The sequence below is a fragment of the Streptomyces sp. Ncost-T10-10d genome (genome assembly GCF_900091955.1).
Lineage (GTDB): Bacteria > Actinomycetota > Actinomycetes > Streptomycetales > Streptomycetaceae > Streptomyces.
This window is the reverse complement of the sequence record NZ_FMDF01000179.1, coordinates 38,912-54,351: the sequence shown is the minus strand read 5'-3', so window position 1 is coordinate 54,351 and position 15,440 is coordinate 38,912. Positions and strand designations below refer to the sequence as shown.

The following is a 15,440-nucleotide window of genomic DNA, read 5'->3' as shown; positions in this document are numbered from 1 at the left end:
CACGTCAAGCCGCTGTGGAGCGGTTGCCCGGGGGTGCTCCGCCAGGCTCGCGGCCTTCGTGCGGGGTGAACACGAAAGCCGAGCTATCGCCGTCGAGGTCGATGGTCAGCGACGCGTCCAGGGCCTTGGCGAGGCGAGTGAGCAGGTGCAGGGTCGGCACGGAGTCGCCGCCCTCGATGTGAGAGATCTGCGGCTGGGACATGCCTGCGCGCCGCGCCAGTTCGGTCTGCGACAGACCGAGTTCGATACGGCGGTCGTAGACGGCCTGGCCGAGTGCGAACGCATACCCGGCTTCCCGATAGGCCGGGGACTCCTCGACCGACTCTCCCAGGAGCCTCCTGGTCCGACGGGTCTTCCACTGGGAGTGGTTCACGGATTCTCCTCCTTGATCCGGTCGTAGCTGTGCTCCGCAGGACCGTGGTCCGCCTCGCACGACTTCTGTGCCTGCTGCGCACGCTCGACCTCGGCCGTCTCGCGCTGCCTGGTCTTACGGAACACCGTCAGCAGCACGATGTGCCGGTCAGGAGCCAGCCAGTACGTGATGCGCACGGCACTGCCGTCCATGGTGAAACGCAGCTCGCGTACTTTGCCGCCGAGGTGGCGCGAGTACGGCTCTCCCAGAGTGGTCGGCTGGGCGGCGAGCATGTCGGCCGCCCGTTCGGCCTTGTCGTACTGGGCGTCCGAAAGGAGTTCCAGCCAACGCCGGACTTCCGGCTCCATCTCGATCTGCCAGGGGCCACTCACGGAAGCGATTATACAGAAATCTATATGAATCGGCAGCGCTGCCAGACCGCACGCCGCAGCGGGGCGGCGGTGGCCCTCCGGTCCCGTGAACGCCCGTTGCCGGCATGAGGCGCAGGCCTGCGGACCTTTCCCGAACGACACGGCCACCCTCAACCGAATCAGTGCCGCAAGCGGAGCCAGGCCCCCCAGGAGTTAGACCGACCGGCAAATGGGGGGTGGGAGAAGGAGCGGGGCTGGGTGCGTGCAGCTGCAAGGCGGAGGATTGAGACAGATGGGGTCTCCCCTGCTCGAGCGCAGCCGAGAGCTTGGGGAAGGAGCCATGGTGATTGACGACAACGCGGCAGATGCGCGTGCCCAGCCCCGCGACGCCGCCCCCCATTTGCCGGTCGGTCTTAGCCAGTCACGATCGCGACCGGGGCGTCCCAGGCGTTCCGGTCGATCGTGAGTGTGCCTCCGGTGTGCGTCACCTTCTTGTTGACGGCGTACTGGTGACCGCGGCGGTGCCCGGTGTACAGCGTCGAGGCGTACGGGAAGCCCTTGGTGGTGGAGTACACGTCGTCGTAACGGGCGTACCAGAGGATCTCCGGCAGGTCCGTGCGGTTCGTGGCGTTGGCCACGACGGCGGCGCTGGAGTTGCTGAAACCGTAGAAGCCGGACCAGTACCCCTTGGCCTTGACCGTCTTGTCGAACGACCGGATGTAGGCGAGCACCGTGTTCACACAGGAAGTGTTCTTCGGGTCGAAGTACTCCATGTCGAGGTAGACCGGGCTGCCCGGCTTCATGCCGAGGGCAGCCTCCTTCGCCACGGCGTCGTTGGCGTCGGTGACGGCCAGCGCGGTGGCGTTGGCGGCGGTCATCTTCTCGGGGTTGGCGCTCGTCTGGCACGGCGGCTGCGCACCGACGTACAGCGGGACCAGTTTCCATCCGGTGGCGCTGACGGACTTCACCCAGGAGGCGGTGAGGTTGGGTTGAGCGCAGCCGCGGTTCTTCCCGCCGACGTACACGGCGGCACCGTGGTAGACGGAGGAATTGTACCAGCCCTTCATGGTGGTCAGCGACGGTGCGGTGCAGGTGTCGAAGACATGCCCGGTGTAGATCTTCGGCGCGGGCCTGGAGACCGTGGTGGCGGTGGCGGCCTCGGCGGCGAACGCGCCACCGGCGAGAACGGCCACACCTGCAACGGCCATGGAGACGCGGCGACGCTTCTTGGATATGCGGTGAGAAGGCACAGAGACCTCAACAGTGCTCGAAAGAAGTAAGAGGCCGACGGGGCAGGCGAGTCGTCAGCCGCCCCGGCGGCAGATCACAGTCTCATGCCGGAGCCGGCCTTCGCCCCCGGCTGCGGTCTCCGCGGCAATCCATTGCGGAAGCTTGGCGTGTCCATTACTCGCCCTCGCCGCAACCGTCGCCGTCTCCGCCGTCCCGTCAGCCGCCGTGCACCTCCGCCTGACGGTCGAGGCGGCGGCGCAGCTCCACCGGCAGCGGATGGTGCGGCCCGTACGCCCGCTCCGTGTCGTACAGCAGCCCCTGCAGCTGTACGCGCGCCGCCACATGGTCGCCGACCGCGAGCAGCAGGTGCCCGATGCGGTTGCGGATCTCGAAGGAGCGGGCCGGGTCGTTGCCCGTGGCGCGGTGGTTCTCGTAGTACGGGAGAACCGCGCGGTACTCCGCGAGAGCGGCGGCCGGTTCGCCGAGCTGCTCCAGGCACTGAGCCGCGTCGTAGCGGAACTGGAGTGTCTGGATGTCGGCCGGGCCGGCCTCCGCCGCGCGGTCGTCGGCGAGGCGGCGCAGTTCGGGCAGGGCGCGGCGGTACTGGCCGTCGTCCATCAGCGTCGCCGCGTACTGCTTGCGCAGGATGCGGACCACGGCGGAGTCCTCACCGTGCTGTTCGGCCGCGACCGGGAGGATGGAGCCGAGGATGTCCACGGCCTGGGTGATGCGGCCCTCGCCGAGCAGCTTCTTGACGTCGTCGACGGCGGCGGCGACATCGGGCCGGGCTGCGACCGGGGCGGGCGGGGCCAAAGGCGGCGGCGGGGTGGTCGTGCGGTCGGGCCACGGGGCGTGCGGGCGCAGGAAGGGGCGGGTCGGGTCGAGCGGTCCTGTCGGGAGCCCGGTGCCCCGGGCGGGGAGCAGCGGGGCGAGGTGTTCGTACACCTCCTGGGCGCCGGACGGGCGGTGCTGCGGGTCCTTGGCCAGCAGCCGCAGCACCAGCGCTTCGAGCGGTTCGGGGATGTCGGGCCGGATCCGGCGGACCGGGAGCGGCGGCTCGTAGAGGTGGCGGTGCAGCACACCGAGTGCGGTCGACCCCGCGAACGGCACGTCGCCGCTGAGCAGTTCATGAAGGAGCACACCGAGTGCGTACAGATCGGTGTACGGGCCGACAGCACCGCCCATCGCCTGCTCGGGAGCCATGTAGGCCGGGGAGCCGATCGGTGAACCGGTGTGGGTGAGACGGGTGGTGTCGGTGTCCAGGACGGAGGCGACGCCCAGGTCGAGGACGGTGACGGTGCCGTCCGGGCGCACCATCACATTGCGGGGCTTGAGGTCGCGGTGGACGATCGGTACCGCGTGCACGGCGCAGAGGACGGCGCAGAGCTGGGCGGCCACGGCTACGGACCACTGCCAGGGGTACGGGTCGTGCTCGGCGAGATGGTCGGCGAGGTCGGCGCCCTCCACGTACTGCATGACGAGGTACAGGTCGTCGCCGTCGCTGCCCGCGTCGTGGACGGTGACCAGGCCCGGGTGGTCGACCTGGGCGGTGACCCGGCACTCGCGGACGAAGCGGCGGCGCAGCTCGTCCGCGGCCTCGCTGCCGATGGGGCCGGTGACCCGGTCGGGGCGGAGCAGCTTCACCGCGACCCGGCGGTCCAGTCGCTGGTCGTAGGCAGTCCAGACCTGGCCCATGCCGCCCTGGCCGAGGATGGTCGCCAGCTGGTAGCGCCCGCCGATGAGACGTCCGCTCACCGTCCCTCCTCCTTGCGGAGGTAGTCGCTCAACTCGTCCAGCTCGGCGCGGACCTGGTCGATGCGCTGGGGCCGGGGGTTCGGTTGAGGGTGCGGTTGGGGGTGAACCGAAGGATGCGGCTGGGGTTGCTGGTACTGCTGCGGTGGTGCGGCGGGCGGCTGCATCGGCTGACGCAGCGGCGGCTGTTGTACGGGCATGGGTGCGGGGGCGGGCACACGCATCGGCACCGTGGGCGCGTATCCGTACCCCGGCACCGGGGGCGCGTAACCGCCCATGAGGTTCCGCTTCGTGAGCTGTTCGTAGTGACGGATGTCCCCGACCAGGTAGTAGGCGGAAGCGGCTGCCATCGCCAGCAACAGCAGCAGTATGAGGATGTTGTCGATGCCCGTGGGCTCGTCATTGCCGTCCCTGCCGAGGATCGGCAGGAGCACACAGACGAACACGAACCCGGCCCCGGTCAGCCACCAGTCGGACGTCCGGCGGCGCACGATCGCGAGCCGGAGCAGCGGGCTCCACAGCAGCAGTCCGAGCGAGCACACCGAGAGCACGACGAACAGCACACGCATCGAGACGATCCAGGCCCGGCTGGGAACCCGGCGCGGCGGCGTCGGCGGATGACCCGGGGCGTACATGGCTGCTCCTGGAGACCTGGTCGTGAACGTCCGCGCACACGCTCCGTGTACGCGGATCCGAGCGTAAAGGGCGACACCGACAACCGGCCCCGGGTTGTACGGAACCGTTGTGGTTCAGCTCACTTCGGCGCGACCGTGCCGTCCGTCAGTCCGTCGTACATCCCCTGGACCAGTTGTCCGCCGAGCCGGCCGGCCAGCCGGAGTGCTTCCTCGAACTCGGCCAGGGCGCGGAACCGTTCCCCGTACCTCCGCTGCTCCGCGAGCGGCAGCCGGGGCAGTTGGAGGCGGCGGGCGTCCAGCCGGGTGGCGGTGGAGGCGTAACTGCTGGCCTGGCGGTTGTTGGCGGTGCCGCGCAGGAAACCGGCGAGGAACCATGGGTCGAGGGCGGCCGGATCGGGGCGCAGCAACTGGAGGTTGCGGCCCAGTGCGGCGCCCGAGGTGGCGTCGTCGATGACACGGGCGACGGAGCCGCCGCCGAGTACGGGGACGACGACATCGCCCGGTTCGACGAGGACCGGCTCCTCGGGAGGCCCGTCGACGGGGAGGCTTCCCGAGGGGGCGGTGGAGCCGAGGACGTCGTGTTCCGTGAGGACGGGGACCGGGCCGGTGCCGGAGCCGCCGGTGCGGAGCTGGAGCGCGCCGGCGCGGGCGAGTTCACCGACGGTGGTGAGCGGCCAGTGGGCCGGCGTGGAGAGGGTCACGGCCGCAGGGGTGAGGGTGCCGGTGAGACCGAGCGTCTCGGTGAGCCGTTCCCGTACGCGGATCAGTTCGGCCGGTCCGCCCGCGGCGGCCGGGGGCGGCAGATGCCGGGCGGGGGCCAGGTCCACGTCGTCGTCGAGGAGTTCGATGACGGGGACGGCGCGGCTGACGCCCGGGCGGACCCCGAGCGGGTGGCTGGGTCCTGTCCGGTCCGCCCGGCCGGGCCTGCCCGTGCCTGCGCCCTCGCCCTCGCCCTTGCCCTTGCCCTTGCCCTTGCCCTTGCCCTTGCCCTCGAACGACTGCCAGGCGTCGAGTACGGCGCTGCGTACCGCCTGCCAGTCGAGCCGGTCGCGTCCGCCCGACGGGGCGGCGGCCGCCGGGCCCGCCGAGGAGGATTCGGCGGGTTCGGCGGTGTCGACGAGCAACAGTTCGGGCGAGGGATGCAGGCCGCCGCCCGGCTTGCGCAGCACCCAGAGATGGAGCGGGATGCCGTACGGGGGTGCGGCGCCGGCGGGGAGCGCGATGACGGCGCGCAGGGCGCCGCGGCGCAGCAGATCGGCGCGGATCCGGCGGCCGGAACGGCGCGAAGCGGCGGCCGGGGGCATCAGGAGTACGGCGGTACCGCCCTCGCGCAGATGGGCCAGGGCGTGCTGGACCCAGGCGAGTTCGGACTCGGTGCGGGCCGGGAAGCCGTACTCCCAACGCGGGTCGTAGGCGAGCTCGTCGTGACCCCAGTTGCGCTCGTTGAAGGGCGGGTGGCACAGGACGGCATCGGCGGCGAGCCGCGGGAAGGCGTCGGCACGCAGGGTGTCGCCGGCCCGTACCGCGAGGGCGCAGCTGTTGTCGGAGTCGGTGTGCAGGGCGATCCTCAGTGCCGTGAGCGCGGCGAGGTCGGGGTCGGTCTCCTGCGCGTACAGGGCCGTCGGTCGGCCGACGGCGCGCAGCAGGGCGCCGGTGCCCGCGGCGGGGTCGAGGACCGTGCGGGCGGGCTGATTCCCGGTCTCCACCAGGGCTGCCATCAGTTCGGCGAGTCCGGGCGGGGTGAGCGTGTACTGGCGTGGGTTGGCGTCCAGTTGGCGGCCGAGCAGGAACTCGAAGGTCTGCTGGGCTCCGGTCTCGGCAGCGAGCTCCGCGGCGCCGCGAAGCAGCGGAATGGACGGCAGCAGTTCCGCGCGGCTGGGGGTGTGAACCGCTCGTCCGGCTTCCGCGGCCGGCCCGAAGCGGGCGGCGAGCACGTCGTTGAGGGCGAGGGACAGCACACCGGCCATCCGCTCGTCCGACACGGCGGTGATCTCGGGCCAGACGGTGGGGCTGTTCCGCAGGAGCAGCAGGGCGCAGCCCGCGTGGACCAGGGCGGGGACCGCGCCGGCCGGGTGTCCTGCGAGTTGCTGCCAGACCCGTTCGCGGAGTGGGACCTCGGCGAGTTTCCCCTGGTCCCGCAGCCATCGCTCGACCTCGGGCAGCGCGAAGGAGGGGCTCGTCTCAGTGCCACCGACGGGCTTGGGGAAGTCGGCATGGCGACGGCGCCAGTTACTGACGGCGGCGCGCCCCACGCCGGCGAGCCGGGCGATCCCGGCCGCGGTCACCTCTGTCGAGTTCTCCGGCACTGACTGTCTCCCTGGTCCTGATCCTGGCGGTCCTGGCGGTCCTGGCGGTCCTGGCGGTCCTGGCGGTCCTGGCGGTCCTGGCGCTCGTCCCCGTACTGGCTCTGTCGGCGAGCATACCGACCGCGTTCACGCGACACCGATTCACAGCGTGCATCAACCTGTCCAGCGTGAACAGTGTTGACTCGGTTCACAAGCTCTGCTGTTATTGACCTGTCGCCACACGAGAGCGATGCACAGAACCGCTCACCACCCATCTCTGCATTTGCCGGAGGGCACAGCCATGTCCCAGTTCACGCAGCCGCCGCAGTCCCCCCAGCCCCAGCAGCCGTACGCCCCCGCCCAGACGCCGGGCATGCGCCCGGCCCGTAACGGACTGGGCATCGCCGCTCTCGTCCTGGGTGTCATCGGCGCCGTCTCGGGCCTGATCCCGTTCCTGTTCTGGCTGGCGGGCATCCTCGGCGTCATCGCCCTGGTCCTCGGCCTGGCCGGCCGGGGCCGGGCCAAGCGCGGCGAGGCCACCAACAAGGGAATGACGACCTTCGGCGCCGTCCTCGGCCTCATCTCGCTGATCCTCGCGGTGGTGGGCGCGGTGATCACGTTCAAGGCCGTGGACGATGCGGTGAACGACCTCAACAAAGCGGTGTCGGACACCACGGCCTCCGCGAAGCCGAAGCCCGGCAGCGACTCCGCGAAGGACGGGGACGCGGCGAAGAAGAAGGACACCGGCAAGGCCCTGGAGGCCGGTGACTCGGCCGTGTACGACGACGATCTGACGGTCACGGTCGGCGACGCCACCTCGTACACCCCGGACACGTACGCCGCCGGGCACACCAAGGGCAACAAGGCCTACCGGGTCGCCGTCGTCATCGAGAACGCGGGCAAGGAGAAGTTCGACTCCGCACTCGTCAATGTCACGGCCCACGCCGGCCAGGACGGTGTGGACGCCGAGCAGATCTTCGACGGCAAGGTCGGCCAGGGCTTCAGCGGCACGGTGCTGCCGGGCAAGAAGGTCACGGTCCAGTTCGCCTTCGACGCCCCCGCCGACGCCAAGAACCTGAACGTCGAGGTCAACCCCGGCTTTACGTACGACGCCACCCAGTGGGACCTGAAGCTCTGACCTTCCCTTCCGACCGGAGCCGACCACCATGCGCCCACTCGCCCGCACCGCGGCAGCCGCTCTCTGTACCGTGACAGCCCTCGGTTCCACGGCGGCCTGTGACACGCTCTTCGACGATGCACGAAGCGCCGCCCCCTATGCACGGCTGACCGGCCCCGAGGTCGTCAACAAGGCCCTCGCGGCGACCCGGGGCGCCAAGTCGGTACGTATGACGGTGGAGACGACCTCCCCCGAGGGCCCGGTCGAGGCGTACGTCGCCACGGACGTCAGGGGCGAGTGCACGGTCACGCTGTCCATGGGCGCGACGGGCACGATGGAGCTGGTGCGGACGGGCGGCACGGTCTACACCCTGTCCGACGCCGCGATGCTGCGGGCGGCCGCCGCCCCGGGCACGCCGCGCAAGGATGCCGAAGCCGAGGTCAAAAGGCTCACGGGCCGCTGGGTGAAGGCGCCCGCCGACGACCGGCACACGAGGCTGGCCCTGCGCTACTGCGACCGGAAGGAGTTCCTCGACCTCCTCGCGTCGAAGAGCGCAACGGCCCGCAAGGGGAAGCCGACGACGCTCGGCTCCGTACCCACCCTGACCGTCACCGGCAGGACGGACGACGGGACATGGACGGCGAGCATCGCCACCGAGGGCAGGCCCTACCTCCTGAGGACACGCCTGACGGACGGCGCACGCGGCAACGGCCGCCCCCTCACCGTCGAGTTCTCCGAGTTCGACAAGCCGTTCACGGCGAAGAAGCCGAAGATCTCACCCGCCTGACCCGCCCGGCGCCAAGGAACCCGCCCTCACCCGGGCGGGTTCCGTCTGCGCGTTCACACCCGCTGCCGCACCCACACATATGGGGCTCCGCCGCGTCCCCCGGCACGCGATCACCCTCCGCACTGCTCCAGCATGGTCCGCTTGTCCGCAGTCGTCACCGGCAGGTCGTACTTCAGGGACACCTGCGCGAACCGCACCGCGTACGAGCAACGGACCGGCTTGTACGGCGGCAGCCAGGAGGCGGGCCCCGAATCCCGCTTGGCGTTGTTGGCCGGGCCGTCGACCGGAATGAGGTTGAGCGGGTCGTTGGCGATCTGCTGCCGCTTGGCCTCGTTCCAGCGCGCGGCGCCCATCTGCCAGTCGTACGAGAGCGGCATGACGTGATCGATCTGGACCTTGGTGGCCTGCTGCTTGCGCCAGTCGACGGTCGAGCCGGTGTACGGGTCCTTGAGGGTCATCGACACGACCACACAGTCCGAACCGGAGCGGAACTTCACGTCCTTGCCGTCCCTGGCGAGGAGATCGTTGCGGGTGTCGCAGCCGTTCCTCGCGAGCGGTATCCCGTCGACCGAGTCCTTCCACGCGTAGCCGAACTTGTCCCGCGCGTACCCGGTCTTCGGCCCCCGCCCCTTCGTCGCCACCTTCTCGATGATCTTCCGGCCAGCCGCCCTGTCCGCCTCGGACGTGAGCGGCGCGAGCCCCGGCTTCGTGCCGTCGGTGTTGTCGAGCGGACTGGCCCCGAATCCGGTGCCGGCTTGTCCGCCGCCCTCTGCCCCACTGCCCTTCCGGCCGGTTCCGGAGGCCGCTTGCTCGGGGTCGCAGCCGGCCAGGGCCAGCACAGCTGCCACGCTGAGGGCGGGCAGCATCACTCGGTACGTGCGGGGAGATATCACTCGAAGCCGTCCTGACGGGGAGAAAGCTGATCCGGGGAATCCTACGGAGGCCTTTCCCTGAGAGGCATGCACATGGCTACGGTTCGGGCCGGATGCGGCCTGAATCACACTCCCGTCGAGCCGCCGGGCCCCGGCAGGTTCGCCGCCGGGGGCTACAGCCCGTTCACCGGTACCCCCGATCGCACCTCTGATTAACATGCATCTATGTATGTTTCCTCGACGTATGATTCAGCCATGCATGTTTCGTCGAGGTCCGGGAGGTAGACGCATGGGCTTCTACGGCCGTCAACGCACACTCGCCGATCTGGAACGCCGCATGCTGCGCATCCGGGAGTCCGGAACCGGACAGCTGCTCGCCGTGCGCGGGCGTCGGCAGGTGGGAAAGTCCCGGCTCTTCACACGCTTCGTCGAGCAGTCGGGGCTGCCCTACCTCTACTTCTCCGCCGTGAAGAACGCACCGCCCACCCTCCAGCTCCAGACCCTCACAGCCGAGCTGCACACCTCGACGACCCCGCTCGCCGATGCCGGTTCGCTCTTCTCCGCTTCTCCCGCCGACTGGCGGGACGCACTGGGCCGGATCGCCGTCGCCTGCCGCAGCACCCCCTCCGTCGTCGTCATCGACGAGTTCCCGTGGGCTGCCGCGGCGGATCCGACCCTGGAGGGGCAACTCCAGAACGCCTGGGACCGGCAGCTGGAGAACACTCCCGTTCTCTTCGTGCTGATCGGCTCCGACGTCGGGATGATGGAGCGGCTGACCGAACACGACAGGCCGCTCTACGGCCGGGCCAGGAGCACCACTGTCGCCCCCTTCGACCCCGCCGAGTGCGCCGAGGCCCTAGGCAGCGGCGGGAATCCTCTGGCCGCTTTCGATACCGCACTCATCACCGGGGGCTACCCACGCCTGGTACTGGACCGAGCACGCGCGCGCAGCACTCGGGCGTTCGTGCACGAACAGCTCGGTGACGAGAACAGCGATCTGGCGGTCATGGGACAGCGCTCTCTCGACGCCGAATTCCCCGACGCGCAACAGGCGCGGCGCGTCCTGTCCGCGATGGGGGGTACCGATATCGGAGTCAGCACGTTCACCCAGGTCGTCGGAAGGCTTCCCGAGGAAGGAAGCACCGCCCACACAGCGGTCACCAGGGCCATAAAGGTGCTCGCCGACAAGGGAGTGGTCAGCGTGGACGTACCGGTGGGGGCGCCCGCGAACAGCAAGCTGCGGCGCTACCGCATCGACGACCCGTATCTGCGCTTCTGGTTCCGTTTCGTCGAGGAACAGCAGGCCCACATCGCCCGCGGCCGAGCGGACATCGCCCGCGGCGCCTTCGACCGGGGCTGGCCGAGCTGGCGGGGCCGCGCCATCGAGCCGCTCGTCCAAGAGGCGGTGTACCGACTCAGCCCCGAACTGCCGGGGCTGGAGGACGCCGGGCAGGTGGGCAGTTGGTGGAACCGCGACAACAGCCAGGAGTACGACATCGTCGTCCCCGCCACCTCGGGGAAGCGCACGCTCCTCCTCGGCTCGGTCAAGTGGCGCGAGACCAAGCGCTTCAGCGACCGTGATCTCTCCCGCCTCGCCGAGGCCCGGTCCGCCGTACCGGGCGCGTCGGCGGCCCCTCTGCTTGCGGTGTGCCCGGCGGGGGTCGAGGACGGCGTACGCCCGGACCTGACGCTCACCCCGGCGGATCTGCTGGCCGCCTGGCGCGGGTGAGGAATGCGGGCAGCAGTCAGGATCCGGTCCCTCCGCTTCGGGGCCGGGCGCAGTCACCCGATCCGGATCCCGTACCGCCTGAGTCTCTGGCGCCGCGTCGGCATGGCACACGGTGGCTCACACCTTCGGCGTCTCCCACGCGGCCCCCGCCCACCACTTCAAGGACCGCACGGGCCTGCTCACCGCCATCGCCGCCTGGTCGACGGCCCACGGATTCGCCACCCTGCTGCTGAGCGGCAACCTGGAGGGGCGGCGGGCGGCCGGGACCCCGAGGAGGTGTTCCGCTCAGTCACGGGGCCGGTGTTCGCGCCGGCGGATGAGCGCTCGGCGTCGGACGGGCCGGAGCGGGGTGGCGCGTGAGCCACTCCTGGAACTCACGGTGCCGGAACTGGTAGGCGGCACCGGTCACCCGGATCAGCCCCGCCGTCCGGGACCACTCCAGGAAGCGGCTCAGGCGGAACGGCAGCCGTCGGCAGTTGACCAGCAGCCAGCACGTGTACATGGCCATGGGGCCGCACAAAGCACAGTAGAGCGACCCGAACATGGTGAAGAGTACGAGGTCGGCGGTCGGGCCAAGACCCGCAGAACGGCTGAGGAACACCAGGACAGCCGCGGGCCACAGAACAATCAGAGCGAAGAAAGCGCCGGTGCGTGGCCAGCCGGACGGCCCCACCGCCGCTGAACCGAGGAAGTAGGCGGAGAACATGATGAAGAACAGCGCGGGAGTGAACAGCATCGCCACGGTCATCGGCCCGTTCTCCATGCCACCGAATCGTTGAGGTGCTGCGACCCGCCACATCGCCAGAACGGGCCAGATCGCGGTGACGCGTACCGCCCAGCGCCCGCTCCCGTTCCATGCCAGCCGCATCCCCACCCGCCACAGCGGGCTGCCCCACGGGGGCAGGGCGAAGTCGGCACGTCCCCACAGGCTGATCTCGCTGGAACACAGGTGTCGGAACCCGATGCCTCCCACCACGAGAAGGACAGCGGCCAGGCTCCAGGTCATCGCATCCCTGTCCCCGTCGGACAGCAGAAGCACAACCGGGCCGAGCGCGAGGACACCGACCAGAACGGCGTACAACCGCCTCGCCCACACGGCCCCCGGGGAGTGGGCGAGTTCGGACAACACCAGATCCGTCCCGCCACCGCCCCGCGCCTGAAGACCGCGTGCGAGGGCGCCCAGCCACGCGTGCACATCCTCGGGTGCGTACCGGCTCCGCGTTCCCGCGACAGTGCGGACGGACGACGGGATGAAATGGCCGAGGAGTACGTCGCCCACCTCCTCCTGCGTGGTGCATGTCAGAAGTTCGCCGGGGTCGTTGGCCTGCTCGTACGCCGTGGCCACGAGCACCAGCCGCCACGGCGTGGAGAGCGAACGGGCCAGCATGCCGTGAGGGCGGGCGCGCAACTCGTCCAGGACCGGGGCCCATACGACCTGACGGTAGGCCGCCCCCGCGCGCCGCGACAGGAATCCCGCAGCCGCCTCGGCACTCACCGGGTCGATCTCGACCCGCGCCGTGTCCAGCATCGGCCTTCCGGAGGCTTCGAGCGCGTCGTAGAGATCCGTGCGGCACGTCAGGACGAGTGGTGCGGGTTCCAGGCCCTCCTGATAGTCGGCCAGGGCGTCCAGCGCGCCCTGGGCCCGTGACTCGGCGAGCGGGACTTCCGCCCTGTCCATTTCGTCCAGACCATCGATGACCGGGAGCACCAGTCCGGCGTCCACGAGCTGACCGGCACGCTTCCACGATCTGCCGTAGTCGCGCACCAGATGTCTGACGACCCAGTCGCGGAAGCTCTCCTCCCGCTCCCAGTCCCCGAGCGCGATCAGCACCGGAACGGGGTCGCCATCCGCCCTGACCTTGTTGAGCTCCGCCACGAAGGAACGGGCCAGCACCGATTTCCCGGCTCCCGGCCGGCCCGTCACCACCAGGCGCCGGGGTCTGAGGGCCTGGTAGTCAGCGACCAGACCGTCCAATCGTCCGGCCGGCGCCAGGGGCGGCGCCGCGCCTCTGGCGTGTGTGTAGGGGCGGAATCGGTAAGTGATGTCCGCGACGACCCGATCCCCGCCCAGCACCCGGCGCGACAGCGGCTCCGCCAGCGCCACTGCCCGGCTCAGTTGTCGCGCCGCGGCCACATCGTCCACCACCGCACCGACCCGCTGCGTCGCCCACACCCCGAACACTGTCGCGACCAGCGTCAGGGCCGTGAGCAGCATCCCGACGACGCCCAAGCGGTCCGGCAGGTTCTCCGCACCCTGCCCTGGGCGCAGGACGTACAGCAGGCAACAGGCCGGCAGCACGCACGTCACCACGATCCAGCGGTTCCGGGTTCTGTTCTCCCTGCCCCTCTCCATGCGTCGCATCCTGCCTCACCGATCCGACAACCGGCCGGGCGAACCCGCAAAGCACCCCTCACTCGGGGACGAACGCGTACTGCACCTCGTACAGATGGCCCGCCTTGACCATCACCGTCGCTTCGACGGGCCGGTCGTCATCGCTGTGGACGATGCGCAAGGTGCGCAGTACGGGCAGGTCGCCGGGGAGCCGGAGCAATCGGTACTGGTCCTGGGTGGCGACACGCGCGGACACCCGGTCCACACTGACCCGAGGTGGATAGCCCAGTGCCGTGAGAAGGGTGGGCGTACCACCGGTGATTCTGCGGCGTTCGGTGAGGGCGGTACCGAGGGCGATGTCCAACGGGTAGTAGGAGGCGACGAGTTCCGCCGGTTCGTCGTCGATCGACAGCAACTGACGCCGGAGGACCGCAGTTCCACCCGGCTGAAGGCCCAACGCCGCAGCAACGTCTGCCGGAGGCTTCTCCTCGGCCACCTCGATCAAGGTGCTGTGGGCGCGCGCACCCGAGTTCGCTGCTTCGCTCAGCCAACGGTACGGCCGGCCGGAGGCCGCCGGTGCCATGTACGCGGCCGGACGTATCGTCCGCTGCCGGTGCTCGCGAACCGTCACCGACGCACCTGGGCGTCCAATGACCAGTCTTTCGCCTTTGAGGAGTTGCAACGCCTTCTGCACGGTGGCGTTCGAAGCGGAGAACCGTTCCTTGAGTTGCGCGGTGGAGGGGAGGCCGGCTCCCGGGGCCAGATCCCCGGACATGATCTCGTCGCGCAGATCCGCCGCAATCCGCTCATGCAGGGAGCGGCGGTCCAATGTCTCGTCGTCCACTCCGGGCACAGTCATCCGATCCTGATCTCGTACCGCAGGTTCTGACCTCGGGGAGACATGACCATCACATCGGCCTGGATGGGTCGGTCATCTCCACTCAGCGTGAGCCGTGTCAGTTCGAGCACAGGCTCACCCGCCTCCAGCGACAAGGACGCTCTCTCGCCTTCGGACGGCATGCGGGCCACCACATCCTCCTGCGCTCGGACACCGGCATACCCCAGATCGGCGAGCAGCCGGATGGCCCCTCCCCGGATTCTGCCCGCTGCGGCCAGCCCGGTTCCCCGAGCGATCTCCAGCGGGTAGTAGGTGTCGGTCAACTCGCACGGCTCACCGTCGAGGTACATGATCCGCCGTCGCTCGACGACACGACTGCCACGCTCCACCAGGAGGAGGTCGGCCACCCTGTCAGGTGCGACCACCTCTCCCGCGCGCACGATCCGCTGGGCACCTCGTCGCCCTTCGGCTGCCGACTCGGCCCCCCAGGCATCGCTTTCGCCCCGGACGGGCGGCGCCAGGTACCGAGCGGATGTACCGGCCCTCTCTTCACCCACGGCCTTCTCCTTCGCAGTTGACGCCCGAGACACCCTGCCGCTGCACACGGTAGGCGAAGCATTCGATCCCCCCAAAGAGTACCTTGCCGCCTTTCGCGAATAGCAGTACGGTATGCGCGTCATGCCCCACGAGCAAGGCGGTGGACCACCGTGTCTCTGTCGCAGCAACGGCGCTTTCCCCGACGACGCACCTCTGTCGGTGCCTCACGCGACTTCGTCGTCGATGTCCTCACGGAGTGGCAGCTCACGCCCCTGATCGACGACATAAAGCTCTGCGTCTCGGAACTGGCGACCAATGCCCTGCTGCACGGCGTCCCGCCGGGAAGGGATTTCGCCGTCCGCCTCCGCGCAACAGAGGATCTTGTGCGCCTGGAAGTGCGGGACAGCGGCGGCGGACGACCGGCGATCCAGCACGCGAAAGACGACTGCTGCTCGGGGCGCGGCTTATTCCTGGTCGATGAACTGGCCGCGGAGTTCGGCATCGACCACCACATCGTCGGCAAAACCGTCTGGCTCACGTTCAAGAGGCCTGCGGCACCGTTCGTCTCATGAAAGGGCTCGGCCCCGCCGGACGTCCGACGGG

Annotated in this window: 14 protein-coding genes and 1 pseudogene; 5 read left to right on the top strand and 10 right to left on the bottom strand. The window is 69.8% G+C overall.

All coding sequences use genetic code 11. The features are described 5' to 3' along the window. Positions 1–4: 4 nt before the first annotated feature. From GA0115254_RS32320 to GA0115254_RS32295, 6 genes are all read right to left on the bottom strand, one after another. Complete coding sequence (locus GA0115254_RS32320; protein ID WP_093898820.1) at positions 5–373, bottom strand: helix-turn-helix domain-containing protein; 369 nt, start codon at positions 371–373, stop codon at positions 5–7. Continuing rightward, positions 370–720: a type II toxin-antitoxin system RelE/ParE family toxin gene (locus tag GA0115254_RS32315; protein WP_370740980.1), complete on the bottom strand. Its 351-nt coding sequence runs from the start codon at positions 718–720 to the stop codon at positions 370–372. Before GA0115254_RS32315 ends, GA0115254_RS32320 begins: the two co-directional genes overlap by 4 nt. A gap of 416 nt (positions 721–1,136) precedes the next feature. Continuing rightward, positions 1,137–1,931: a glycoside hydrolase domain-containing protein gene (locus tag GA0115254_RS32310; protein WP_256102885.1), complete on the bottom strand. Its 795-nt coding sequence runs from the start codon at positions 1,929–1,931 to the stop codon at positions 1,137–1,139. A gap of 238 nt (positions 1,932–2,169) precedes the next feature. Then, positions 2,170–3,708, bottom strand: a complete 1,539-nt coding sequence (locus GA0115254_RS32305; RefSeq protein WP_093898817.1) for a serine/threonine-protein kinase — start codon at positions 3,706–3,708, stop codon at positions 2,170–2,172. After that, complete coding sequence (locus GA0115254_RS32300; RefSeq protein WP_093898816.1) at positions 3,705–4,340, bottom strand: hypothetical protein; 636 nt, start codon at positions 4,338–4,340, stop codon at positions 3,705–3,707. The genes GA0115254_RS32305 and GA0115254_RS32300 overlap by 4 nt, the downstream gene beginning before the upstream one ends. A gap of 119 nt (positions 4,341–4,459) precedes the next feature. Then, positions 4,460–6,646, bottom strand: a complete 2,187-nt coding sequence (locus tag GA0115254_RS32295; protein WP_093898815.1) for an N-6 DNA methylase — start codon at positions 6,644–6,646, stop codon at positions 4,460–4,462. A gap of 280 nt (positions 6,647–6,926) precedes the next feature. Here GA0115254_RS32295 and GA0115254_RS32290 point away from each other — a divergent pair, with 280 nt between their 5' ends. Continuing rightward, the gene (locus tag GA0115254_RS32290; RefSeq protein WP_093898814.1) at positions 6,927–7,763 is read left to right on the top strand and encodes a DUF4190 domain-containing protein; all 837 of its coding nucleotides are present in this window, start codon (positions 6,927–6,929) and stop codon (positions 7,761–7,763) included. 28 nt (positions 7,764–7,791) lie between these two features. Next, positions 7,792–8,529, top strand: coding sequence for a LolA-like protein (locus tag GA0115254_RS32285; RefSeq protein WP_093898813.1), 738 nt, complete (start codon positions 7,792–7,794; stop codon positions 8,527–8,529). A gap of 110 nt (positions 8,530–8,639) precedes the next feature. Here GA0115254_RS32285 and GA0115254_RS32280 read toward each other — a convergent pair whose 3' ends face one another. After that, positions 8,640–9,422 carry an HNH endonuclease family protein gene (locus GA0115254_RS32280; protein ID WP_256102884.1) on the bottom strand — a complete coding sequence of 261 codons (783 nt, stop codon included), beginning with the start codon at positions 9,420–9,422 and terminating at the stop codon, positions 8,640–8,642. A 268-nt stretch (positions 9,423–9,690) separates the two neighbouring features. Here GA0115254_RS32280 and GA0115254_RS32275 point away from each other — a divergent pair, with 268 nt between their 5' ends. Continuing rightward, complete coding sequence (locus tag GA0115254_RS32275) at positions 9,691–11,130, top strand: ATP-binding protein (protein ID WP_176740382.1); 1,440 nt, start codon at positions 9,691–9,693, stop codon at positions 11,128–11,130. A 91-nt stretch (positions 11,131–11,221) separates the two neighbouring features. Next, a pseudogene (locus tag GA0115254_RS46765) lies at positions 11,222–11,490 on the top strand (WHG domain-containing protein); the annotation flags it as partial. Here the strand turns inward: GA0115254_RS46765 and GA0115254_RS32265 are convergent. Genes GA0115254_RS32265 through GA0115254_RS32255 form a run of 3 tightly spaced genes read right to left on the bottom strand, consistent with a single transcriptional unit; the run spans position 11,420 to position 14,857 of the window. Next, positions 11,420–13,483, bottom strand: a complete 2,064-nt coding sequence (locus GA0115254_RS32265; RefSeq protein ID WP_176740381.1) for an NACHT domain-containing protein — start codon at positions 13,481–13,483, stop codon at positions 11,420–11,422. The pseudogene GA0115254_RS46765 and the gene GA0115254_RS32265 sit on opposite strands and share 71 nt — an antisense overlap. 58 nt (positions 13,484–13,541) lie before the next feature. Next, the gene (locus tag GA0115254_RS32260; RefSeq protein ID WP_093898809.1) at positions 13,542–14,321 is read right to left on the bottom strand and encodes a GntR family transcriptional regulator; all 780 of its coding nucleotides are present in this window, start codon (positions 14,319–14,321) and stop codon (positions 13,542–13,544) included. Further along, a complete protein-coding gene (locus tag GA0115254_RS32255; RefSeq protein WP_370740979.1) occupies positions 14,318–14,857 on the bottom strand; it encodes a UTRA domain-containing protein in 540 nt (179 codons plus the stop codon). The genes GA0115254_RS32260 and GA0115254_RS32255 overlap by 4 nt, the downstream gene beginning before the upstream one ends. Before the next feature lie 150 nt (positions 14,858–15,007). Between GA0115254_RS32255 and GA0115254_RS32250 the strand changes: the two genes are divergently transcribed. Beyond that, positions 15,008–15,409, top strand: a complete 402-nt coding sequence (locus tag GA0115254_RS32250; RefSeq protein WP_093898807.1) for an ATP-binding protein — start codon at positions 15,008–15,010, stop codon at positions 15,407–15,409. Positions 15,410–15,440 lie beyond the last annotated feature (31 nt).